Origin of the sequence: Bacillus cereus group sp. BfR-BA-01311 (assembly GCF_022664295.1) — a bacterium.
GTDB classification, from domain to species: Bacteria; Bacillota; Bacilli; order Bacillales; family Bacillaceae_G; genus Bacillus_A; species Bacillus_A cereus.
This window is the reverse complement of record NZ_JAKUHC010000001.1, coordinates 795,435-819,513: the sequence shown is the minus strand read 5'-3', so window position 1 is coordinate 819,513 and position 24,079 is coordinate 795,435. Positions and strand designations below refer to the sequence as shown.

The following is a 24,079-nucleotide window of genomic DNA, read 5'->3' as shown; positions in this document are numbered from 1 at the left end:
ATTTTGTCGAAGGCAAAGGCTTATTCAGCTACTTTATCTTCACTTGGTACGTAGCTTAATGCTTCTGCATCGATTTCTTCTAATGCTTTACCTACACATTTATGAGAAACAGGTTTTTCTACAACACAGTTATTAGCAAGTTGCATTTCACGTGCGCGTTTTGCAGCCACTGTTACTAAAGTGTACTTAGAATCGATTTTTTGTAGTAATGAGTCAATTGATGGATTTAACATAATTATAGACCCTCCGTCATTTCTTTATAATATTTTGCTACCCTTTCGCGGCGGCAATGTTCGCCAACCACAATTGCTTTAATTCTATCACAAGCTAATTCAACTTGATCGTTTTCTACTACATAGTCGTAAGCGTCCATCATCTCGATTTCTTCTTTCGCTACAGTTAAACGATTTTCAATAACATCTTCAGTCTCTGTACCACGTCCGACAATACGGCTCTTTAGTTCAGATAAACTTGGAGGTGCTAAGAAAATAAATACACCTTCTGGGAAAGCTTTCTTAACTTGAATTGCTCCTTGCACTTCAATTTCTAAGAATACATCTTTTCCTTCTTGTAATGTTTTTTCAACATAGTCAATCGGTGTTCCGTAATAATTACCTACGAACTCAGCCCACTCAAGTAATTTTTCATTACGAATCATTTCCTCGAATTCTTCTCTTTCTTTAAAGAAATAATCCACACCATCTACTTCACCTTCACGCGGCTTACGTGTCGTTACTGAAATAGAGTACTGAAAACGTGTATCCTCATGGCTAAACAGCTCTTTACGAACCGTCCCTTTTCCAACCCCAGAAGGCCCTGAAAGAACGATGAGCAATCCTCTTCTACTTCTCATAAATATGTAAAACCTACCCTTCCTCACTTAAATCTTCTTTATTATTCAAACGATGTGCAATCGTCTCTGGTTGAATTGGACTTAATACAACATGCCCATCATCCATAACAATAACCGCCCTTGTTTTTCTCCCATACGTAGCATCAAGCAAAGCATTATGTTCGCGTGCTTCTTGTACTGTTCGTTTAATAGGAGCTGACTCCGGACTTACAATAGCAATAATTCGATGAGCAGATACAATATTTCCGTATCCAATATTTAAAAACCGCATGGCCATAGTTTGCGCCTCCTAGTAAGTCTATCCGATTTCTCCACCACGTATAACTTTATATATTTTTTGAAAGCTACTCAATATTTTGTACTTGTTCACGAATTTTTTCAAGGTTATTTTTCATTTCTACAACATATTTTGAAATTGTTAAGTCATTTGCCTTAGAACCAATCGTATTAATTTCTCTATGCATCTCTTGCACGATGAAATCCATTTTCCTTCCAACAGGCTCTTCAATCTGCAATGTTTCACGAAATTGCTCTAAATGACTTTGCAAACGAACTAACTCTTCATGAATATCACAACGCTCTGCAAAGATTGCGACTTCTGTTAGCAATCTTTGTTCATCTAGATCTTGATTATGTAATTCTTTTAAGCGATTTTCTAATCGTTCACGATATTTTTGTGTAACAATTGGTGCATGTGGAATAATCGCATTTACACAATTGCTAATCTCTTGTAAACGATACGCTATATCTTTATGTAATCGTTCTCCTTCGCCATCTCTCATCGTTTTCAACATATGAGCAGCTTGACGAACAGCCTCATATAAACTGTTCTCAAAATGTTCATTTACATTTTCTATTTCTTCAATTGCTGTTACTTCTGGCATTGCCATTAATTGTTCGAGTGTAATAGAATCTTGTAATTGAAATTTCCCTTTTATATCTTCCATCATCGATTGGTACTGCTCAAGAAGTGACCAATTCACACTTAATTTTCTTTCAACAAGTCCTTCACCTGCTATACTAATAGACACTTCGATGCGCCCACGTCGAACTTGCTGTGCAATTATTTTACGAATTTTGTCCTCAAATACCATCATTTGCTTAGGAAGTCGAATACTCATCTCTAAAAAACGGTGGTTCACCGATTTCATTTCTACTGTAATTTGAAAAGTATCACTTTCTACTTTCGATCTTCCAAACCCTGTCATACTAGAAATCATTTTTATCACATCCAAGCCATAAAATAACTCAATGAAAAAGGTAATAGAGACAAGGCTCTACTACCTTCTGTAAATTATATCACATTTTCATAACATTGACTATTTCAAGTTTAATCCCTTCTTATATAACATCGGCTTTTTCTTCTTAGCCTTTTTCCCTGTTAATAAAGAACCTACTAGTAAGAAAGTCGGAATTGATGACAAACCTCCAATTAATAACCAATCTCTTGCTTGTATCGGCATTGTGCTAAAGATCGGTTGTAACGGTGGATAATATATAACCACTAGCATAAGTAGTAACGAAATAATAACCGCCCCTACTAAATACACGTTCCCAAATGGATTACGGTGAAAGACAGAATGCTCACTACGACAATCAAATACATGAATAAGCTGTGCAAGTACCAACGTCGCGAACGCTACAGTTTGTGCATATTTCAGTTCATTTGGATGTTGGTTATACGCAATAATAAACGCCACTAACGTCACTGCTCCAATTAAAAACCCTCGACTTATTATTTTCCACGCAAGCCCTCTAGCGAATACCCCTTCTTTCGGGTGACGCGGTGTTCTCTTCATCACATCTCCTTCAGCCTTATCCAAACCTAATGCCATCGCTGGTAAACCATCAGTAACTAAGTTCACCCATAAAATTTGAATAGGAACCATCGGCAGTGGTAATGCAAGTAACATCGCAAATAACATAACTAAAATTTCTCCAACATTTGACGCCAATAAGTAGCGAATGAACTTACGTATGTTCTCGTATATATTTCTTCCTTCTTTAATCGCTGACTTAATTGTAGCAAAATTATCATCTAGTAAAACAAGTGAAGAGGCTTCTTTTGCAACATCTGTCCCTGTAATCCCCATCGCTATCCCAATATCCGCTGTTTTTATAGCTGGAGCATCGTTCACTCCATCACCTGTCATCGCTACTATATGTCCTTGATTTTGCAATGCTTTAACAATTTTCAATTTATGCTCAGGTGATACACGAGCGAATACATACGTATCTTCTACAACATTTTCTAATTCCTCCACATCCATATTCGCGAGTTCTACTCCTTCAACAACGCGTCCATCTGGTGGTAAAACTCCTAATTGTTCAGCAATCGCCATTGCTGTCACTTTATGATCACCTGTAATCATTACTGTTCGAATACCAGCTTCTTTACACTCTTTTACCGCCTGCGCGACTTCTGGCCTTGGCGGGTCAATCATACCTTGTATCCCAACCAACATAAAATCTTTTTCAACGTCTCTTTCATGTTCAATAGAATCCGTGACTTTTAAAGGTTTAAACGCAACTGCAATTGTTCGAAGCGCTTGACTACCTAAGCTATGAATAGCCGCCTGTACTTCTTTTCTATATAGCTCACTTAACGGCTGCTGCTTATCCCCCCATAAGATTGTTTGACTCATTTGCAAAAGAACATCCGGTGCTCCTTTCGTAACAATAAACTTTTTCCCCTCTCGATCTCGTACAATAACACTCATCATTTTTCGAGTTGAATCAAATGGAAATTCACGAATAATTTCAAATTTCCCTTTCAATGCCTCACGTGTTATCCCAGCTTTCATTGCTGCAGCTACAAGCGCTCCCTCTGTTGGATCCCCATCTAATACGTACGCCTTTTTCTTTTGAATAATATTTGCATTGTTACATAGTGAACCAAATGTAAGTAGCTGATAAAGTGATTTTGTCTTAGCTGGATTCACTTCTTTTTCACCTTTCATAAAAGAGCCATTAGGTTCATATCCTTGCCCTGTCACTTTCCACAATTCTCCGCCTGACCACATATGTGTTACCATCATTTTGTTTTGTGTCATTGTTCCCGTTTTATCAGAGCATATAACAGAAGCGCAGCCTAACGTTTCTACGGCCGGTAACTTCCTTACAATTGCTCTCTTTTTTATCATACGCTGTACACCAAGGGATAAAGCTACTGTAACAATTGCTGGCAATCCTTCTGGAATAGCCGCAACAGCTAGCGATACGCCAGCTAAAAACATATGATATACTTCATTCCCTTGATACACACCAGCCAATACAACGAGCGCTGTCAAAATAAGAGCTACAATAATTAATATTTTTCCGAGCTGTTCTAACCTTCTTTGCAGTGGCGTTTCCATTTGCTCTGCATTTTGCAACATATTTGCAATTTGCCCCATCGCTGTATTCATACCAGTTGCTACAACGACTCCTGTACCAGATCCTCGCGTAATCATTGTCCCCATAAAAGCCATATTTTTTTGATCCCCAATTGCAACATCTTGCCCTTGCAGTGCTTCTACCTTCTTTTGTACAGGTACGGACTCCCCTGTCAAAGCAGACTCTTCAATATATAAACTTGATGCCTCAACAAGACGCACATCAGCCCCAATACGATCACCACTGGAAAACTTAATAATATCACCTAAAACAAGTGCTTTAGATGGTGCTTTTACCCACTTTCCATTCCGCATTACAGTAACTTGCGGGGCAGCTAGTTCCTTTAAAGCTTCCAATGATTTTTCAGCTTTTCTTTCTTGAAAAAAGCCGAGAATACCATTGATAATAACAATGGCAACAATAGCAATAGAATCAATGTATTCACCTAAAAACGCAGAAACAATTGTTGCTCCAAACAAAACGAGTACCATGAAATCTTTAAACTGTGCTAAAAATACCATTAGTGCAGAAGGCCTTTTTGCTTCTTCTAATTCATTAGTACCAAATTTCTTTACTCGCCCTTCTGCTTCTTTCTCTGTAAGTCCAACCTTTACATTCGTATTCGTTCTTTCTTCCACTTCATGTGCTCGCATTCCATACCAGTTCATCCTGCTATCGACCTCCTGATTCCAGACATACTCTATTGAAAGCTTATTCAGCCTCGTCCAAAAAAATGCTATAATTAACATTTAGTTAGAAAGGAGTGTTCATTTATGGCATTCGATGGATTATTTACAAGAGCGATTACACATGAAATTGAAAATTCTCTTTACACAGGAAGAATTTCCAAAATATATCAACCTTCAAAATACGAGATTTTATTACATATTCGAGCGAATGGAAAGAACCAAAAACTAATTCTTTCATCTCATCCTACATATGCGCGTATGCACTTAACGAATCAAAACTACGATTCGCCAGCAATACCGCCGATGTTCTGTATGCTTCTTCGCAAACATTTAGAAGGTGGATTTATTGAAAAAATTGAACAAATCGACTTAGAACGCATTATTCAAATTACAGTTCGCAGTCGTAATGAAATCGGAGACGAATCATTAAAAACATTAGTAATTGAAATAATGGGACGACATAGTAACATTATCTTATTAGATACGAAAACAAACGTGATTTTAGATAGCTTAAAACACGTTTCATTAGCCGTAAACCGTCACCGAACTGTATATGCTGGTGCTGAGTACGTCGCGCCACCAGCCCAACATAAAATCAATCCTCTGCAAATTGAAACCGCAGATGATTTTATTAGACCGCTAGACTTTCTATCTGGAAATATGGATAAACAACTCGTCGGTGCTTTCATGGGAATATCCCCATTATTTGCAAAAGAAGTAGTAAAGAAAGCCGGTATGGTAAACGAGAAAGCATTATCAGAAGCATTTTTCTCTATACAAACACCATTACTATCTCATGCATATACACCTACAATGATTACTGCAAATGGAAAAGAATTCTTTTATCTTTTCCCTCTTACACACTTGCAAGGAGAAGAAAAAACATTCTCATCAGTAAGCGAATTGTTAGATCGTTTCTTCTTTGGCAAAGCAGAACGTGATCGTGTAAAACAACAAGCTCATGATTTAGAACGCTTTATGCAAAACGAAAAAAATAAAAACGAGAAAAAACTCATTAAACTCGAAAAAACACTGCAAGATGCTGGAAAAGCAGATAAATATCAACTATTTGGAGAGCTACTTACAGCCAATATGTACGCTTTAAAAAAGGGCGATAAAGATATTGAGGTCGTTAATTATTACGATGAGGATGGTGGAACTGTAAAAATCACATTAGATCCTTTAAAAACACCATCTGAAAATGCACAACGCTATTTCCAAAAGTATCAAAAAGCAAAAAATTCGGTTGCTGTTGTAGAAGAACAAATCGAAAAAACAAATGAAGAAATTCTTTATTTTGATAGCTTACTTCAACAAATGGAAGCTGCTTCTTCAAAAGATATTGAAGAAATTCGTGAGGAATTAGCTGAAGAAGGTTATGTGCGCAATCGCAAAACGAAAAACGCAAAGAAAAAGCCTACTAAACCAGTATTAGATAAATATGTAGCAAGTGATGGCACAGAGATTTTCGTTGGTAAAAACAATAAACAAAATGATTATTTAACAACGAAGTTTGCCCGCCGTGATGAAATTTGGTTACATACGAAAGACATACCTGGCTCTCACGTTGTCATTCGTTCTTTAGAGCCTGCTGAAGAAACTTTACTAGAAGCTGCCAAAATTGCTGCCTATTACAGTAAAGCGAAAGAGTCTAGCTCTGTACCTGTTGATTTCACCAAAATACGCCATGTCAAAAAACCGAGTGGTGCAAAACTTGGTTTTGTTACGTACGACAATCAGCAAACCGTATATGTAACACCAGATGCTGATATTGTAATGAAATTAAAAGCGTAAATACAAAAATGCGTTGCTTATAAGCAACGCATTTTTTATATTCGTTCACACTAGTTCATATACCCATTTACTAATTCATAACATCTTGCTTTTGTCATCTTATATTTCTCTTCTGAAGCTTCTATACGCCTCATCGTTCCGTTATTTGTATCAGTACCAATTGCTTTAACTTTACTTTCTTTTTCTTTAACCCACGCAATTTGTTTCGTTTTTAACGACTGAAACGCATCAGGTGACATCGTACTTTTTAATGTACTGTAAATTTCATTTAGTTTATTATCCCACAGTTCATAATTTCCTTCTATTTCATTTACTATATCATTGGTTGACATAGCATTCGTATGTTTTTCTTGTTTATCTATAGCAGCTAATTCACTTAAAACATTTGCTCTATCTATCTTTGAAGAAGATTCTTTTTGCGATTGTTTCTCTTCTTTTGAGCCTGTATACGCACTCGAATCCTTTCTCTGTACTTGTTCTGTTTCTTGAATATTTCTTTCTTTCGTTACCTTTTCATACCTATTTTTATCTACATTGTATGAAATAAGAGATGTTTTCGCATTTACAGTAATTAATCCGTTACTATCTTTGAATATGTATTTCTTATCGCCACTATTTTCTTCACTTACAAATGACACATTCTTATCGTCTGGCATTTTTAAAATTCTATTTGCTTCTTCTTTTGTAAGTTTTAAATCTTCAGGAAAAACGAATGACCATTTATCCATTAACCATCCCCCTTCTTTATACACCAAATGAAATTCCCAATCTTGGGCCGCATGACCTATTTCATCTTCTAAACTTAATGTATGTACCGTTAAATTTTCTTTATCTTGTGAAGAAGAAAATCTTATTTCAGTTTGAAAATAATTTGGGAATGGTAACATATCAGTCTCTCTCGATCTATTAAAGTTAGCAAGCAATTCAGGAAGCTGATTCTCTACAAACTTTTCTGAAACCAATCCTTTAACTCCTTTTTTAGCTGTCTCTAAATCCCCAGGATTATTTCGGCTCCATCCATTTTCTTTTTCCATCTCACTAAACGCATTTGCTATTCCATCTACACTCTTTCTTACAATCTTTTTCGCTTCTTTTTCTGTCACTTCTGGCGCTTCATCAAGCTGTTCAATCGTTTCATTTACTTGAACTTTGTGTTCACTTGTTTCACACCCCGTTATAACAAGCATACTAGCGGCCAAACAAAATGACATTACTTTACTTAATTTCTTCATACACTCACATTCCTTAACCCAGTTTTTTTCGTTACATCTCTTTACCTATAAAAAACGTAACAATCCCTTATTATACCAATTAAATTAATCCATTTATACAAAAAATATAATATTTAAATTAAAAAGATTTTCGTTTGCGAGTTTATATTATTGTTCAGTCACATAAAAACTTACTGTAAAAATTTTATATATATTTATTTTACATTCGTCTAGTTTTTTTGACACACAGCTACCCTCTTCTCTTTTATTCTAAATAAATATACTGGCACAATTCTTGCTTTATTAATGTAAAAAGGAGGAATTAAAATGAATGTAAGAATAACTAACATCCAAAAACAACTACATAATTACGGAATCGACGGGTTACTTATTACAAAAAAAGAAAACCGTCAATACGCAACAAACTTTACAGGTAGCGCAGGCGTTGTCTTAATCGCTGCGCATAAAGCTATTTTCATTACTGATTTCCGTTACGTAGATCAAGCAAAAACGGAAATAAAAGCAGCAGAAATTATTATGCATAAAGGAAATTTAGAAGAAGAAGTTGCAAATCAAGTATCAAAATTAAAAATTCAAAAACTTGGTATAGAAGACAATAATATGACTTTGCAACAATTTAAGAAACTACAAAAATATATACATACAGAAATGGTTCCAGTGTGTGAGATTATTGAAGATATTCGACTTATTAAAGACACATCTGAAATAGAAACAATGAAAATCGCAGCTACGATCGCTGACGAAGCATTTCACCATATTGTTACATTTCTAAAGCCTGGAATAAGCGAGACTGACGTTCGAGATGAGTTAGAATTTTTCATGCGAAAAAAAGGGGCCACATCTTCTTCATTCCAAATCATTGTAGCCTCAGGCGTTCGTTCTTCACTTCCCCATGGAGTTGCATCAAATAAAATAATCGAACGAGGCGATATCGTTACATTAGACTTCGGTGCACTTTACGACGGATATTGTTCCGATATAACACGTACCGTAGCAATCGGGGAACCATCGGAAGAATTCCAAAAAATATACAATGTTGTACGAGAAGCGTTAAAGCGTGGGACTGAAGCAATTAAGCCTGGAGAAACTGCGAAAAGTATCGATGATATAACGAGGAATTACATTACAGAACATGGATACGGTCAATACTTTGGCCACTCTACCGGGCACGGTCTTGGGTTAGAAATACATGAACCACTTCGCTTATCCCAAGAAAGCAAGGCAACTTTACAAGAAGGTATGGTTGTTACAGTTGAGCCGGGCATTTACATACCGAACTGGGGCGGTTGTAGAATCGAAGATGATATTGTCATCACCAAAGATGGTTATGACGTTATTACAAAATCAAATAGAGAACTAATTATAATCCCTTGTTAATATTATGAAGGTTTAAACAAAACTTTTTTTGCACATAGAATTCCTTCTCTGGAGTATTCATTTAAAGAGGGGGAATTTTAATTGAATTTTGTAATTGATAAATTGGAGGGTTTACATGTAGAATTTTCAAAGCTTGTTTCCATGATGAATTACGCTCGCTATACAACAATGCAAGCAGTGGAAAGTTTAACAATTGAAGAACTTGATTATTTATATGATAAGGAAGCAAATTCAATTGGCATGTTATTGTATCATATGGCTGCTATTGAATTTTACTACCAGATTCATACTTTTGAAGACCGTGAACCAACGGAGGCTGAATTAGAACGCTGGTTACCTGGCATTGAATTAGGCCATCTTGGGCGTGAGAAAATAAAAGGAAACGCTATAGAATTTTACATCAATACATTACAAGAAGTACGTTCCAAAACGATTGCAATATTTCAATCATTACCTGATGAATGGTTATTTAAAACGACAGACTTTTGGTATGACAAACCAGCAAATAACTATTTTAAGTGGTTTCACGTTTTTGAAGATGAAATCAATCATCGTGGACAAATTCGTTTAATTAAAAAGATGCAAAAAACTCATGCAGTAAAATGAGGAAATGCCACCGAATAAGGTGGCATTTTCTTTTATTCATTAACGAATAGCTTTTCGTTTACTATTTTAGTGACTACCACTACCAACATTAAAATGCATATTAAATATAGCATTTTCGCAATAAACAACCACCCTTGAAACATTACAATTCCATCTATTATCTCATTTCCTTTCCATAACAAAAACGGAATTGTGCTGATTATAATGACAAATTCGATGCTGAAAACCATTTTCTTTTTTCGACTATATGCTTTCCATTCATTCCAGCGATACATAGGAGCAAAAATCAATACTCCTATACATAATATAACTGGTACCCATTCACTGTTAAGAAATTGTCCTGAAATAATTGATAATAGTAAACAAACTAGCACACCATAATATCCTATTTTTTCTCTCATTCGCACTCCCCCATTCTACTTCTCCTTTAATATGTAACTTGCTATACTTATAACAATTCTTAGAAAAATAACAACTATAATTACAAGATAAAGAACGTTTGCAGAAGACATCCATTCTTGAAAAATAGACATTTTCTCCATTTGTTTCTGACCCTCTATTAAAATAACCCCTGCGAACAATGAGCAAACAACGATGATACCTATCATAATTCCGATACTTTTTACTGTATTGTTTCATACCATCCCAGTTATATAAAAGTATAAATACAAACCCGAAAACAGGTATAATACTTATCCATTCATTGTTTGTAAATAGCTTTAAAATGATTAATAGACTACAAGATATGATAAATCCCAAAAATCCAATTTTTTTGTGCATAAGCCCTCCTCGAATTCCATTTTTAGGATTAATTGTATTGTAACATCCATTTTTTATCCTTACCATTTCAGTACATGAAATTTTACCTTTTTTTCTGTTTCTTATACTCACATACTTTCCCTACTTTCATACAATAAACTACACGATTGCCTAAGGATGTGAATGTTATGGGAGTTGAATTAACGCTATTACACGCTCTCTATGTTATTTGTTTACTCACTATTATTACCTTTTTTATTCTCCGGAAAGATACTACAATTATTTGTATCGTTTTTATCTTTTTATTAGCATTAACTGCTACAAGTTCTATCCCTCTTGCCGTTAGCGGCATTTTTCAAAGTTTTATTTACGCCATTACTGAGCTATTACCAACTATATTAATCATTTCTATTATTGTATCGATGAGTAACCTACTCGTTCATACCGGTATAAATGATACGATGATTTCACCATTTACAAAGATGATCCGTACCCCTACCCTCGCCTACTGGATTATTGGCCTTTTGATGATGACAATTTCTTTCTTCTTTTGGCCTTCTCCCGCTGTCGCCTTAATGGGAGCTATTTTATTACCGGTTGCTGTACGTGTCGGTCTTCCTCCAATTGGAGTAGCAATTGCTATGAACTTATTCGGTCATGGGATTGCTTTATCCGGCGACTTCGTTATACAAGGCGCACCAAAATTAACCGCAGACGCTGCTGGTCTCCCTGTTTCCAGCGTCGTATCTGCAAGTGTTCCACTCGTTATCGTTATGGGCGTTGTGACAACTTCCGTCGCTTTTTTCTTCTTACGAAAAGAGTTTCATACAGGCTTAGCTATACAAGAATCTATTCTATCAACTGAGTCTTCTAAAACGCTCACTTCATTATCTCCTCGCACAAAGAAATGGCTCGCTATTTGTATCCCTATCGTATATATCATTGATATCCTTTGCATGATTCAATTTCAACTACAAGGAAGCGACGCAACTGCACTTATCGGCGGAACGACTGTTATTATGATTATCATCATTTCACTCATCGCCTACAAAGGTAATGGACTAAATAAAACAACCGATTATTTTATAGAAGGGCTCCAATTTGGATTTAAAATCTTTGGTCCAGTTATTCCAATTGCTGCACTCTTTTATTTAGGAGATAGCGGCTTTGTGAAAATTATCGGAGACTATTTACCGAAAGGTTCACATGGAATCATTAACGACTTAGGGATTGCCTTATCTCAAACGGTCCCTTTAAACCAATACGTATCAGCGGGAACATTAACTATCGTTGGTGTCATAACAGGCTTAGATGGATCTGGTTTTTCCGGTATATCGCTTGCTGGTTCCATTGCAAACCTTTTCGGAACAGCTTTAGGTCATGGAACAGCTACATTAACAGCACTCGGACAAATTGCGGCTATATGGACCGGGGGCGGGACGTTAATTCCTTGGGCGCTTATTCCTGCTGCTGCAATTTGCAAGGTAGATCCATTTGAACTGGCACGCCGAAACTTTTTACCGGTTGTTATCGGTTTAATTGTCACCACTATCTTTGCGATGTTTATTTTATAACGTAAGCAAGTGTTCTCTTGCTTACGTTTTTTCTTGTAAAATTCATCATGAATTACTGGTTTTCAACAGGGATTCGTTATCCCTTAGCGAAATTATATTAGGAGAGTAATTTTTTCAAAACGTTTACGAGAAACAGATTACTGCAATTAGAAAAGGGGACATAACTATGAATGAATTGATTTTCGTCTTATTAATTTGTCCGTTACTTATCTTTATCGTTTCTGTTATTGGAACGCGCAAGACGAAAACGTATTACGTAATGCCGATTGTAACGTTTGCTAGTTTTTTAATAATAGGTGTTATCGCCTTTACTCCAAAATTTTTCTTTTGGGTCGGCATGTATAGCATTTTCTCATTTATTGTTTCTTATGTGACTCTATTGTTTGTAAAAGGATATAAGCTTGCAGAAAGCACTAAGTAGTTAAGGAGATTGTAATATGATTTTCTTTGATATTGATGGAACTTTACTTGATTATGAGGCTGCTGAAAGAAATGGTATTATAGATTTTTTTCAAATATATATTTACTTCTAGTGAACTTGGTATATCGAAACAGATCCTGAAATTTTTCACAGAACCGTATTACAATCGAACCTTGAAATGAAAGATTGCTATTATATTGGCGATCGATTAGAGACTGATGCGATTAGTAGTACAGCAGCTGGGATGCAAGGGATATGGTTAAATCGAGATAACTCACAACTCAAGTACGATATTCCTACTATCTGTTCTTTACATGAAGTTTTAACAATAATACAAAAAACGACCGCGTTCCCCCGCGGTCGTTTTTTTCATGTTACCCTGTGATCCAAGCTTCGTTAGCTGGATTTTTACGCCACTCTTGTAATTTTTTCGTTTCAGCTTGTCCAATCATACCTTTTTCTGCTGCAACTTCAGTTAATGCACTGTAATCACTTAAAGAATATGATGCTACGTTAGCTGCTTCTAGTTTTTCTTTTCCTGCTTCTAACTCATATGTGAAGATTGATACGATTCCTAATACTTCACATCCAGCTTCGCGAAGTGCTTCTACACATGTAATTGCACTACCGCCAGTTGAAATTAAGTCTTCTACTACTACGACTTTTTGACCTTTTTCAGCTTTTCCTTCGATTTGGTTCCCTTTACCGTGACCTTTTGCTTTACTACGTACGTAGCACATTGGTAAATCCATACGATCGCTTACCCATGCAGCGTGCGCAATACCAGCAGTTGCTGTTCCTGCAATAATTTCTACAGTTGGGAAGTGCTCTTTAATTAACTCTTCTAATCCAGCTGCAATCGCTTGACGTACTTTTGGATAAGATAAAGTTAAACGGTTATCACAATAAATTGGTGATTTCATACCTGAAGACCAAGTGAATGGATCATTCGGTTGTAAAAATACTGCTCCAATTTCTAATAAATGCGATGCGATTTCTTTTTTCATACTGTTACACCTTCCCACTGTTGTTTTACTGTTTTATACGCTTCAAGCGGATTTTCTGCTTTTGTAATACTACGTCCAACTACGATGTAGCTTGAGCCAAGTTCCCTCGCACGTTTCGGTGTTGCTACGCGCACTTGGTCATTTACATCATCGCTTGCAAGACGAATCCCCGGTGTTACTGTTACAAATTCATTTCCGCATACTTCACGTAATTTTGGAACTTCAAGTGTTGAACAAACAACGCCATCAAGTCCACTTTCTTTCGTTAATTTTGCATAATGAGCAACCGCTTCTTCTAACGTTTTCTCAATGCCGATCTCTTTTTTCATCATAGCTTCCGAAGTGCTTGTTAGTTGTGTAACTGCAATACAAATCGGTCTCTCTTTTCCTTCTTGCTTACCTTCCTCTAATCCCTCAATCGCAGCTTTCATCATGCTGCTTCCCCCAGCAGCATGAACATTTACCATATCAACATCTAGACTAGCTAGGCTACGCATAGCGCTTTTTACTGTATTCGGAATATCATGAAGTTTTAAATCTAAGAAGATCTTATGTCCTTTTTCTTTTAAGTACGTAATAATCGCAGGGCCTTCTTTGTAAAATAACTCCATACCTACTTTGACAAATAACTCTTCCCCTTCAAAGTGGTGTAAGAATTGTTCTACTTCTTGTTTCCCTGGAAAATCTAGTGCAACGATTAACGACTGTGACATGTTTGCTTCCAGCTCCTTCCTTGACATTCCGAAATGTGATCAAATCCTAATTCATCTAATAATGCTGGTAACTCTTCAATAATCGTCGGACATACGAACGGATCGATAAAGTTCGCTGTACCTACTGCAACTGCGCTTGCGCCAGCATAGAAGAATTCAATTACATCTTCAGCTGTTTCAATACCACCCATTCCGATAATTGGAATGTTAACCGCTTGGCTTACTTCATGTACCATGCGAATTGCTACTGGCTTAATCGCAGGACCTGATAATCCGCCTGTACGGTTTGCTAAAATTGGTTTAGCTGTTTTTAAATCTAGACGCATACCAAGCAATGTATTAATCATCGTTAAACCATCTGCACCTGCATTTTCAATCGCTTTTGCAATTTCTACTATGTTTGCCACGTTCGGTGACAATTTCACGTATACAGGTACTTCAGAAACCTCTTTTACTCGCTTCGTTAAATCAGCAGCAATTTCAGGATTTGTACCAAAGGCGATACCACCTGTTTTTACGTTCGGACAAGAAATGTTTAATTCTAGTGCATGGACATTAGGCGCTTTAGAAATTTCCTTCGCAACCGCTACGTAATCCTCAGCTTGTGAGCCTGCAACGTTTGCAATAATTGGAAGGTCAAATTGTTCTAACCATGGTAATTCCGAATTCATTACTTTGTCTAATCCCGGGTTTTGAAGTCCGATTGCATTTAGCATGCCCCCTGGTGTTTCAGCAACACGAGGCGTTGGATTTCCATAACGTGGTTGTTCTGTCGTCGCTTTAATCATGATTGATCCTAGTACACTTAAATCGTAAAACTGTGCATATTCACGACCAAACCCAAAGCATCCAGATGCCGGTATAATTGGATTTTTTAATGATAATCCTGGTAATTCAACTTGCAATCTGTTCATAGTACAACCTCCCCGATTGGAAATACTGGTCCGTCGCTACACACCTTCTTGTAAGAATGTCCACTTGGATCTTCTTGTAAGTGGCATACACATGCGAAACAAGCTCCAATACCACAGCCCATACGTTCTTCTAATGAAATATAGGCTTTTTTCTCTTTGTAACGTCCTTCTAATGCACGAAGCATCGCTAGCGGACCACATGAATAAAGAATATCAAAGTCAATTCCGTAATTATCAATTACATCTGTGACAAATCCTTTTGTACCGTGTGTACCGTCTACTGTCGCAACGTACGTATCACCAAGTTCTGCAAATTTTTCTTCATAGAAAACTACATCTTTCGTTTGAAAGCCTAAGATGTGAATAACACGTACACCTTTTGCAACGAGGCGCTGTGATAATTCATAAAGTGGTGGTACACCAATTCCCCCACCTACTAGTAAAGCTGTTTGACCAGCTTCTGCTTCTTCTACAGGAAAACCGTGTCCTAATGGTCCTAGTACATCTACCATTTCACCTTGTTTTCTAGTTGCTAATGTTTTTGTCCCTTGTCCTTCGGCACGATATAGCATTGTAAATTCGTTCTTCTCTTGATCTACATTACAAATACTAATTGGGCGGCGCAGAAGGGGCGCAATGCCCTCTGCTACCTTAATGTGTACAAACTGCCCTGGTTCGTTCATTTGCTGTACTAACGTTCCTTGAAGCACTAATTCGTAAATATTTTTTGCGATTTCTTTTTGGTTAACGACGATCATATTTTGCTTTTGCATCATGCATGTACCACCTCGTGACGCTTTGTTTGCGTAATTTCTTTCATTGAATGAGCTGAGAATGTCATAGATTCTAATACTCGTAAGATTGCTCTTGTTGTATCAAGTGATGTTAAGCAAGCCACACCATTTTCTACTGATTCACGGCGAATGCGGAAACCATCACGCGCTGGTTGTTTACCTTTTGTTAATGTGTTAATTACAAACTGTGCTTTTCCTTGACGGATAATATCTAGTAAGTTGTAGTCTTCAGAATCAATTTTGTTTACAACTTGTACTGGGATATTTTGCTCTTCTAATGATTGTGCTGTTCCAGCTGTTGCTAATAAGTTATAGCCGATTTCGTGGAAACGTTTTGCAATTTCCATCGCCTCTTCTTTATCTTTATCCGCTACAGTAATGATTACTGAGCCGTGCGTTGGGATGTTAATTCCAGAAGCAACTAACCCTTTATATAATGCTTTTTCAAGCGTTAAGTCTTTACCCATTACTTCCCCTGTTGATTTCATTTCAGGTCCTAATGTTGTATCAACTGAGCGTAGTTTCGCGAATGAGAATACCGGAGCTTTTACATATACTTCTTTCTCTTCTGGGTGATAGCCAGTTCCGTATCCTTGCTCTACTAGGTCTTGCCCTAAAATAACTTTCGTTGCAACATTCGCCATCGGTACGCCTGTAATTTTACTTAAGAACGGTACTGTACGGCTTGCACGTGGATTTACTTCAATTACGTACACTTGATCTTTGAATACTACAAACTGGATATTTAGTAATCCAACAATGTTTAATCCTTTTCCAAGTGCAATTGTATGTTCAATGATTTGTTCTTTTAGTTTTTCAGATAAACTTTGTGGTGGATATACTCCAATTGAGTCACCAGAGTGAACTCCAGCGCGTTCAATATGTTCCATAATACCTGGAATGAATACATTCTCACCATCGGAAATTGCATCTACTTCAATTTCTTTACCAACCATGTAACGGTCGATTAATACTGGGTGATCTGCATGAACTTTAACTGCATTTTTCATGTAGTGCAGTAGTTCTTCTTGACGATATACGATTTCCATCGCACGTCCACCTAGTACGTAAGATGGTCTTACTAATACTGGGTAACCAATTTCTTCTGCGATTGCTACCGCTTGTTCTACAGTCGTTGCTGTTTTACCAACTGGTTGCGGGATGCCAAGTTTTGTTAAAGCAGCTTCGAATTTATCACGATCTTCTGCACGGTCTAAGTCTTCAAGTGATGTTCCTAAAATTTTCACACCGTGTTCTTCTAGTTTCGCTGCTAAGTTAATTGCCGTTTGTCCACCGAACTGAACGATAACACCTTCTGGTTTTTCTAAATCGATAATATGCATTACATCTTCAATCGTTAATGGTTCAAAGTATAATTTGTCAGAAATACTGAAGTCTGTTGAAACTGTTTCTGGGTTGTTGTTAATGATAATTGCTTCATATCCAGCTTCTTTAATTGCCCATACTGAGTGAACTGTTGCGTAATCAAACTCAACACCTTGACCAATACGGATCGGACCAGATCCTAGAACTACTACACTCTTACGATCTGTTACAATCGATTCATTTTCGTCCGCATATGTGCTGTAGTAATATGGCGTTGCAGATTCAAACTCTGCCGCACAAGTATCTACCATTTTGAATACTGGCATCATATTATTTTCTTTACGCATATCGTAAATTTCGCGCTCCGTTTTGTTCCAAGCTGCTGCAATGTAGTGATCGCTGAAGCCCATTTCTTTTGCAGTTTGTAGTACTTCCATATTTCCTACATTCGCTTTTACTTCACGTTCCATATTTACGATGTTTTCAACTTTTTGTAAGAAGAAGAAGTCCATTTCACACCATTCATTGATTTCTTCTTTCGTTACACCTTGGCGAATTGCTTCTGCTACAATAAACAGTCGTTCATCATCCGCTTTAATGATACGTTTTTTCATCGTTTCTTTATCAAGTTCTTTTAAGTGGTCTAATTCTAAGTGATAAATGCCAAGCTCTAAAGAACGAACTGCTTTTAGTAATGATTCTTCTAAGTTACGTCCGATTGACATAACTTCACCAGTTGCTTTCATTTGTGTTCCAAGCGTTCTGTTCGCTGATTCAAACTTATCAAACGGCCAACGTGGAATTTTTGAAACAACATAGTCTAACGCTGGCTCGAAGCAAGCGTAAGTTTTTTGTGTTACTGGGTTTACGATTTCATCTAACGTTAAGCCGACTGCAATTTTTGCTGCTAATTTCGCAATTGGATATCCAGTTGCTTTAGATGCTAGTGCAGATGAACGACTTACACGTGGATTTACTTCGATTACATAGTATTGGAAGCTATATGGATCTAGTGCAAGCTGAACGTTACATCCACCTTCAATTCCTAGTGCACGAATAATTCGTAATGACGTGTTACGTAACATTTGGTATTCACGGTCGCTTAGCGTTTGGCTCGGTGCTACAACGATTGAATCACCTGTATGAACACCAACTGGATCGATATTTTCCATGTTACACACTACAATCGCGTTATCATTTGAATCACGCATTACTTCGTATTCAATTTCTTTACAGCCAGCAATACTTTTCTCTAATAAACATTGTGTTACTGGGCTATGTTTTAAACCACTTGTTACGATTTCAATTAGCTCTTCTTCGTTATGACAAATTCCGCCGCCCGTTCCTCCTAATGTGAACGCTGGTCGAACGATTACTGGGTAACCAATTTCGTTTACAAATCCATATGCTTCATCAAGGTTATGAATAATTTCACTTGGTGGTGTTGGTTCATTTAAATCTTGCATTAATGTACGGAATAAATCACGATCTTCCGCTTGCTCGATTGCTGATAATTTTGTTCCTAAAATTTCAACTCCACACTCGTCAAGTACGCCTGATTTTGCAAGTTCAACAGCCATGTTTAAACCTGTTTGACCACCTAATGTTGGTAGGATTGCATCAGGACGTTCTTTACGAATAATACGGCTTACGAATTCTAATGTTAATGGCTCGATGTATACTTTATCTGCTGTTGCAGTATCCGTCATAATTGTTGCTGGGTTAGAGTTAACAAGGATTACTTTGTAACCTTCCTCTTTAAGAGATTGACAAGCTTGTGTACCAGAGTAGTCAAACTCCGCTGCTTGCCCAATTACAATTGGTCCTGATCCGATTACTAAAATTGTGTTAATGTCTAGGCGTTTTGGCATAACTCTTCCCCTTCTTTCTTGAAGTTTTCAATCATTGTTAAGAAATCTTCGAATAAATCATTTGCATCTTCTGGTCCCGCTGAAGCTTCTGGATGGTATTGTACTGTAAATGCCGGGAACTTCTTATGACGAAGACCTTCTACCGTTCCATCGTTTAAAGCAACATGTGTAATTTCAAGATCTGTATTTTCAACTGATTCTTCTTCTACTGCGTATCCGTGGTTTTGAGATGTAATTGCTACTTTTCCAGTTGCAAGATTTTTTACTGGATGGTTTAAACCACGGTGACCAAATTTCAACTTACTTGTATTTGCACCTGATGCTAGAGCGAACAATTGATGTCCTAGGCAAATTCCGAATAAAGGAACTTTACCGATAATGTCTTTTAACATTTCAATTGCTTCTGGTACATCTTTCGGATCTCCAGGTCCATTACTTAACATAATTCCATCTGGGCTAAGGCGTAAAATTTCTTCCGCTGTTGTGTTGTAAGGAACTACAATTACATCACAGTCACGCTTATTTAATTCTCGTAAAATACCATGTTTCATACCGAAGTCTACTAGTACAACTCGGTGACCACGACCTGGGCTTGGGTATGGATCTTTCGTTGATACGCGTTTTACATGATCTGTAAATACTGTCGCTTTTAATTGGCTTACAATGTACTCTACATCTGCATCCATGTTACAAAGGCGTCCACGTAATGTACCGTATTGACGAATTTTTCTCGTTAATTTTCTCGTATCAATCCCTGCTAATCCTGGGATATTTCTTTCTTTCAAGTAATCATTTAACGAAATTTCATTACGGAAGTTTGATGGGTGATCACAAATTTCGTTTACGATTAAACCATTTACAGATGGGTGAATGGATTCAAAATCGTCACGGTTAATGCCGTAGTTTCCGATTAATGGGTACGTGAATGTTACGATTTGACCGCAATATGATGGATCAGATAATGTTTCTTGATATCCAGTCATTCCTGTTGTAAATACAACCTCACCTGACTTTTCGATTTCGCCTCCGAAACCTGTTCCAATTAATACTGTTCCATCTTCTAAGATAAGTTGTCTTTTCATACTAATGCACTCTCCTTTTGCCATGCGATCTTACCACCAACGATTGTCATTACCGGCCATCCTTGGCATTTCCAACCTGCGAATGGTGTATTTTTTCCTTTTGATAAGAATGTTGTTGGGTCAATCTCTTCTTCTTGTTCTAAATCAATGATTGTAATATCAGCTGCTCTACCTTCTTTTAGGCGACCTGCTTCTAAGCCGAATGTATCAGCTGGCTTTTCTGTTAAGAATTGAATTAACTGTTCTAGCGTAATAACTCCCTTTTTCACAAGGTTTGTGTATAGAAGCGGGAATGCTGTTTCAAAACCAGTAATTCCAAACGGTGCTCTTTCAATTCCTTGTGCTTTCTCTTCCGCTGTATGCGGTGCATGGTCAGTTGCGATCATATCGATCGTTCCATCTAATAAACCTTCAATTAATGCTGCATGGTCTTCTTTTCCACGAAGCGGTGGGTTCATTTTAAAGTTAGGATCAGCTGATGGGATATCATCTTCACATAACACTAGGTGATGCGGTGTTACTTCTGCTGTTATTTTAATTCCAGCGCGTTTCGCATCACGGATTACACGTACAGAACCTTTCGTACTTACATGACATACGTGATAGTGGCAATCTGCTGCTTCAGCAAGCAGTATATCCCTTGCAATATGTACAGATTCACATACTGATGGGATACCGTTTAATCCGTGTTTCTCAGAAAACTTCCCTTCATGTACACAACCTTTATTAATAAGCGTATTCTCTTCACAGTGCGCAACTACTGCCATATCTAATTTTGCTGCACGTTTCATAGCCGCTAACATCATGCTCGCATCTTGTACGCCTACGCCGTCATCTGTGAAAGCAAATGCTCCAAGTTCTTTTAATGTTTCGAAATCTGTCATTTCAGAACCAGCTTGACGTACTGTAATTGCTCCGTATGGTAGTACGTTAACATGAGCTTTTTCTTCAATACGTTTTTGCAAGTCTTCCATATGTTCTCTGCAATCTGGTACCGGGCGTGTATTTGGCATTGCGCAAATTGTAGTGAATCCACCTTTTGCCGCTGCTAGTGTACCTGTTTCAATTGTTTCTTTATGTTCACCACCTGGTTCACGAAGATGTACGTGTACATCTACTAATCCAGGTGCGATTAACTTTCCGTTCACATCGATTACTTCAGCATTATCTGCCGTAATATTTTCTGCTACCTTAGCGATTTTACCGTCTTGTACGAGAAGATCCGTTGCTACGATTTTTCCTTCTTCATTCATATAACGACCATTTTTAAACAAATAATTCATGTTTCATTCCTCCTAATACATTTGGTAAGGCGCGTTTTAGTACAGCCATTCTTACGTAAACTCCATTTTCCATTTGTTTAAATATACGTGAACGCTCACACTCAACAAGTTCACTTGCAATTTCAACATCACGGTTTACAGGAGCTGGATGCATAATAATGCTTCCTTCTTTCATACGCTTTTCTCTTTCTACTGTTAATCCGTGTTTCTCATGATATTCTTTCATAATGTCTGTTTCATAATGATCATGACGCTCATGTTGTACACGGAGTAACATCATTACATCAACTTCTGGAACAAGTTCATCTAATGGTTTGTATGTTCCAAATGTGTTGTCTTCATCTTTCCACTCTTCTGGACTTGCAAAGTAAATTGTTGCACCAAGCTTCGTTAATGCTTCTGCATTAGAACGTGCTACTCGGCTATGACGAACATCTCCTACTATTGCAATCTTCAAACCTTCAAATCTTCCAAACTCTTGTTTAATTGTAAGAAGGTCCAGTAGGCACTGTGTTGGGTGGTTTCCGCATCCATCTCCAGCATTTAAGATTGGAATATTCACCTGATCTTTTAGTTCATCGAAGTAGCGATCTTGCTCGTGGCGGATGACCACTGCTTTTGTTCCGATTGATTCTAGTGTTCTTATCGTATCGTATAGAGTTTCTCCTTTTTGTACGCTAGATGCATCAGCTGAAAAGTTTAAAACATCAAGTCCTAATCTCTTCTCAGCAACTTCAAAGCTAAATCTCGTTCTCGTACTATTCTCAAAGAACAAGTTCGCAACAAAAGTTTGCTCTGTCGTTTTGCTCTCTTTTCCATTCGCAAAATCTTCTGCATCTTTTAGGATTTCTGAAATTTCTACTTCCGATAATTCACTCATCGTTAACAAATGGCTCATCGTCATCCCTCATCTTTCTGATTTTTATGTTACCACTTTTGAATTTTTATAACAACCTTTGCATAAAAATACCCTAATCGTGTGAGACTAGGGTGCAAGAAAGAAGCCACCCTTTCCGGTCTCACAGGACTGAATTAAAAGGTTATTATTATGAAGCAATCTGCTTAGATTGTTTTATTTGTTTCGTTTCCGGTAGTAGTAGATTTAACAGTACACCTACAATTGCTGCTAGTGCCATTCCTTCTACTTGGAATGATTCTCCTACGTGAAGTACCGCTCCACCAATACCGATTACTAATATTACTGATGCAATCATTAAGTTTCGTTTGTCACTTAAATCTGTTTTATCATCTACCATCATGCGTAATCCGCTTGATGCGATTACACCGAATAGTAAGATTGATACACCACCCATAACTGGTGTTGGGATCGAATGAATCAGTGCAGAAATCTTACCGATAAATCCGAACATGATTGCGAATACTGCTGAACCGATGAATAAGTATACACTGTATGCTCTCGTAATTGCTAGCACACCGATGTTTTCACCATACGTTGTATTCGGTGGCCCACCGATTAGTGACGCGATTAATGTTGCTACTCCGTCACCGAAGATTGAACGGTGTAAACCTGGTTTTTCAATTAAATCTCTTTTAATAACATTTCCAAGAACAATTTGATGTCCGATATGTTCTGATATTGTTACTAGTGCAACTGGTACCATCAAGAGTACAATCTTCCATGAAAACTCTGGTGTGTATGTTACAAATGGTACTGTGAAATCTGGTACAACAAACCATTTTGCCTCAGCTACCGGCTTTAAGTCTACTAGCCCTTGGAAGTAAGCGAAGATATATCCGCCGATAATGCCAAGTAACACTGGTATGATACTGAAAAATCCTCTTCCAAATATCGAGCATATAATTGTAATTGCTAATGTTACTAACGCTACTGAAAAGTGTGTAAAGCTATATTTGCCATCCGCACCGTTCATCGCCATGTTAACTGCTGTATGTGCTAAAGCTAGACCGATTACCATTACTACTGGACCAACTACGATTGGTGGTAGTAATTTCATAATCCACTCTGATCCTGATTTCTTAATTCCGAGTGAGATTAAGATGTACACAAGTCCTGCTAGCAAACCACCAAGCATTGCCGCTCCCGGTCCACCTGCCGTTTTCGCTGTTATAATCGGTGCGATAAAGGCGAATGATGATCCTAGATAAGCAGGTACTTGACCTTTCGTTATAAGAAGGAATGCTAACGTTCCTAATCCACTTGATATTAATGCTACTGATGGATTCAATCCTGTTAAAAACGGAACAAGCACTGTTGATCCAAACATCGCGAACAAATGTTGTATACTTAAAAATAACCATTTTCCCGGTTTCGGTACTTCATTAACGTCTAACACTGGCTTTTGTTCCATTGTTACATCCTCCTTCAGTTTAAATCTTTGCAATAAAAAAACTCTTTGTGCCTGTGCACAAAGAGTCCTACACTTTCGT

General features: G+C 37.4%; 21 protein-coding genes and 2 pseudogenes. 6 read left to right on the top strand and 17 right to left on the bottom strand.

The features are described 5' to 3' along the window. Positions 1-20: 20 nt before the first annotated feature. The 5 genes from rpoZ to MR136_RS04410 form a co-directional block, all read right to left on the bottom strand. Complete coding sequence (gene rpoZ, locus MR136_RS04430) at positions 21-233, bottom strand: DNA-directed RNA polymerase subunit omega (protein ID WP_000933960.1); 213 nt, start codon at positions 231-233, stop codon at positions 21-23. A 2-nt stretch (positions 234-235) separates the two neighbouring features. After that, complete coding sequence (gene gmk / locus MR136_RS04425) at positions 236-853, bottom strand: guanylate kinase (RefSeq protein WP_001257741.1); 618 nt, start codon at positions 851-853, stop codon at positions 236-238. A gap of 13 nt (positions 854-866) precedes the next feature. Next, entirely contained in the window at positions 867-1,130 is a 264-nt protein-coding gene (gene remA, locus MR136_RS04420; protein WP_001251456.1) for an extracellular matrix/biofilm regulator RemA, read from the bottom strand. A 67-nt stretch (positions 1,131-1,197) separates the two neighbouring features. Beyond that, complete coding sequence (locus MR136_RS04415) at positions 1,198-2,073, bottom strand: YicC/YloC family endoribonuclease (protein ID WP_000625866.1); 876 nt, start codon at positions 2,071-2,073, stop codon at positions 1,198-1,200. 99 nt (positions 2,074-2,172) lie between these two features. Next, the gene (locus tag MR136_RS04410; protein WP_001104778.1) at positions 2,173-4,896 is read right to left on the bottom strand and encodes a calcium-translocating P-type ATPase, SERCA-type; all 2,724 of its coding nucleotides are present in this window, start codon (positions 4,894-4,896) and stop codon (positions 2,173-2,175) included. Positions 4,897-5,001: 105 nt separating this feature from the next. On the opposite strand from MR136_RS04410, the gene MR136_RS04405 reads away from it, so the two are divergent. Then, the gene (locus MR136_RS04405; protein WP_000863284.1) at positions 5,002-6,711 is read left to right on the top strand and encodes an Rqc2 family fibronectin-binding protein; all 1,710 of its coding nucleotides are present in this window, start codon (positions 5,002-5,004) and stop codon (positions 6,709-6,711) included. A gap of 50 nt (positions 6,712-6,761) precedes the next feature. Here MR136_RS04405 and MR136_RS04400 read toward each other — a convergent pair whose 3' ends face one another. Beyond that, entirely contained in the window at positions 6,762-7,943 is a 1,182-nt protein-coding gene (locus MR136_RS04400; protein WP_000736521.1) for a lysozyme inhibitor LprI family protein, read from the bottom strand. Positions 7,944-8,249: 306 nt separating this feature from the next. Here MR136_RS04400 and MR136_RS04395 point away from each other — a divergent pair, with 306 nt between their 5' ends. Together MR136_RS04395 and MR136_RS04390 are read left to right on the top strand one after the other, a co-directional pair. Further along, positions 8,250-9,320: a M24 family metallopeptidase gene (locus tag MR136_RS04395; RefSeq protein ID WP_025689245.1), complete on the top strand. Its 1,071-nt coding sequence runs from the start codon at positions 8,250-8,252 to the stop codon at positions 9,318-9,320. 81 nt (positions 9,321-9,401) lie between these two features. Further along, positions 9,402-9,926, top strand: a complete 525-nt coding sequence (locus MR136_RS04390) for a DinB family protein (RefSeq protein ID WP_017672856.1) — start codon at positions 9,402-9,404, stop codon at positions 9,924-9,926. A 32-nt stretch (positions 9,927-9,958) separates the two neighbouring features. Here the strand turns inward: MR136_RS04390 and MR136_RS04385 are convergent, their stop codons facing one another. Next, a complete protein-coding gene (locus MR136_RS04385) occupies positions 9,959-10,327 on the bottom strand; it encodes a YoqO family protein (RefSeq protein WP_001208250.1) in 369 nt (122 codons plus the stop codon). Between the two features lie 15 nt (positions 10,328-10,342). Next, positions 10,343-10,706 (bottom strand): annotated as a pseudogene (locus tag MR136_RS04380) (YoqO family protein). Between the two features lie 167 nt (positions 10,707-10,873). Between MR136_RS04380 and MR136_RS04375 the strand changes: the two are divergent. The 3 genes and pseudogenes from MR136_RS04375 to MR136_RS04365 all read left to right on the top strand — a co-directional run. Continuing rightward, complete coding sequence (locus tag MR136_RS04375) at positions 10,874-12,259, top strand: hypothetical protein (protein WP_017672855.1); 1,386 nt, start codon at positions 10,874-10,876, stop codon at positions 12,257-12,259. A gap of 166 nt (positions 12,260-12,425) precedes the next feature. After that, on the top strand, positions 12,426-12,680 hold the full coding sequence (locus MR136_RS04370; protein WP_001003935.1) for a YbeF family protein: 255 nt from the start codon (positions 12,426-12,428) through the stop codon (positions 12,678-12,680). 86 nt (positions 12,681-12,766) lie between these two features. After that, positions 12,767-13,065: pseudogene (locus MR136_RS04365) on the top strand (HAD family hydrolase); the annotation flags it as partial. Here MR136_RS04365 and pyrE read toward each other — a convergent pair. The 9 genes from pyrE to uraA form a co-directional block, all read right to left on the bottom strand. Continuing rightward, complete coding sequence (pyrE, locus tag MR136_RS04360; protein WP_061457661.1) at positions 13,055-13,687, bottom strand: orotate phosphoribosyltransferase; 633 nt, start codon at positions 13,685-13,687, stop codon at positions 13,055-13,057. The pseudogene MR136_RS04365 and the gene pyrE overlap by 11 nt on opposite strands. Beyond that, positions 13,684-14,400, bottom strand: coding sequence for an orotidine-5'-phosphate decarboxylase (pyrF, locus tag MR136_RS04355; RefSeq protein ID WP_000083510.1), 717 nt, complete (start codon positions 14,398-14,400; stop codon positions 13,684-13,686). Before pyrF ends, pyrE begins: the two co-directional genes overlap by 4 nt. Further along, complete coding sequence (gene pyrD / locus MR136_RS04350; protein ID WP_001081049.1) at positions 14,385-15,314, bottom strand: dihydroorotate oxidase B catalytic subunit; 930 nt, start codon at positions 15,312-15,314, stop codon at positions 14,385-14,387. Before pyrD ends, pyrF begins: the two co-directional genes overlap by 16 nt. Continuing rightward, the gene (gene pyrK, locus MR136_RS04345) at positions 15,311-16,090 is read right to left on the bottom strand and encodes a dihydroorotate oxidase B electron transfer subunit (protein ID WP_000983359.1); all 780 of its coding nucleotides are present in this window, start codon (positions 16,088-16,090) and stop codon (positions 15,311-15,313) included. The genes pyrD and pyrK overlap by 4 nt, the downstream gene beginning before the upstream one ends. Next, a complete protein-coding gene (gene carB, locus MR136_RS04340; RefSeq protein WP_001126101.1) occupies positions 16,087-19,305 on the bottom strand; it encodes a carbamoyl-phosphate synthase large subunit in 3,219 nt (1,072 codons plus the stop codon). The genes pyrK and carB overlap by 4 nt, the downstream gene beginning before the upstream one ends. Continuing rightward, positions 19,290-20,387: a carbamoyl phosphate synthase small subunit gene (locus MR136_RS04335; RefSeq protein ID WP_000828680.1), complete on the bottom strand. Its 1,098-nt coding sequence runs from the start codon at positions 20,385-20,387 to the stop codon at positions 19,290-19,292. The genes carB and MR136_RS04335 overlap by 16 nt, the downstream gene beginning before the upstream one ends. Then, complete coding sequence (gene pyrC, locus MR136_RS04330) at positions 20,384-21,670, bottom strand: dihydroorotase (protein ID WP_017672854.1); 1,287 nt, start codon at positions 21,668-21,670, stop codon at positions 20,384-20,386. The genes MR136_RS04335 and pyrC overlap by 4 nt, the downstream gene beginning before the upstream one ends. Beyond that, complete coding sequence (gene pyrB / locus MR136_RS04325; RefSeq protein ID WP_000018849.1) at positions 21,654-22,568, bottom strand: aspartate carbamoyltransferase; 915 nt, start codon at positions 22,566-22,568, stop codon at positions 21,654-21,656. Before pyrB ends, pyrC begins: the two co-directional genes overlap by 17 nt. Positions 22,569-22,716: 148 nt before the next feature. Next, entirely contained in the window at positions 22,717-24,000 is a 1,284-nt protein-coding gene (gene uraA / locus MR136_RS04320) for a uracil permease (protein WP_000435928.1), read from the bottom strand. Between the last annotated feature and the right edge of the window lie 79 nt (positions 24,001-24,079).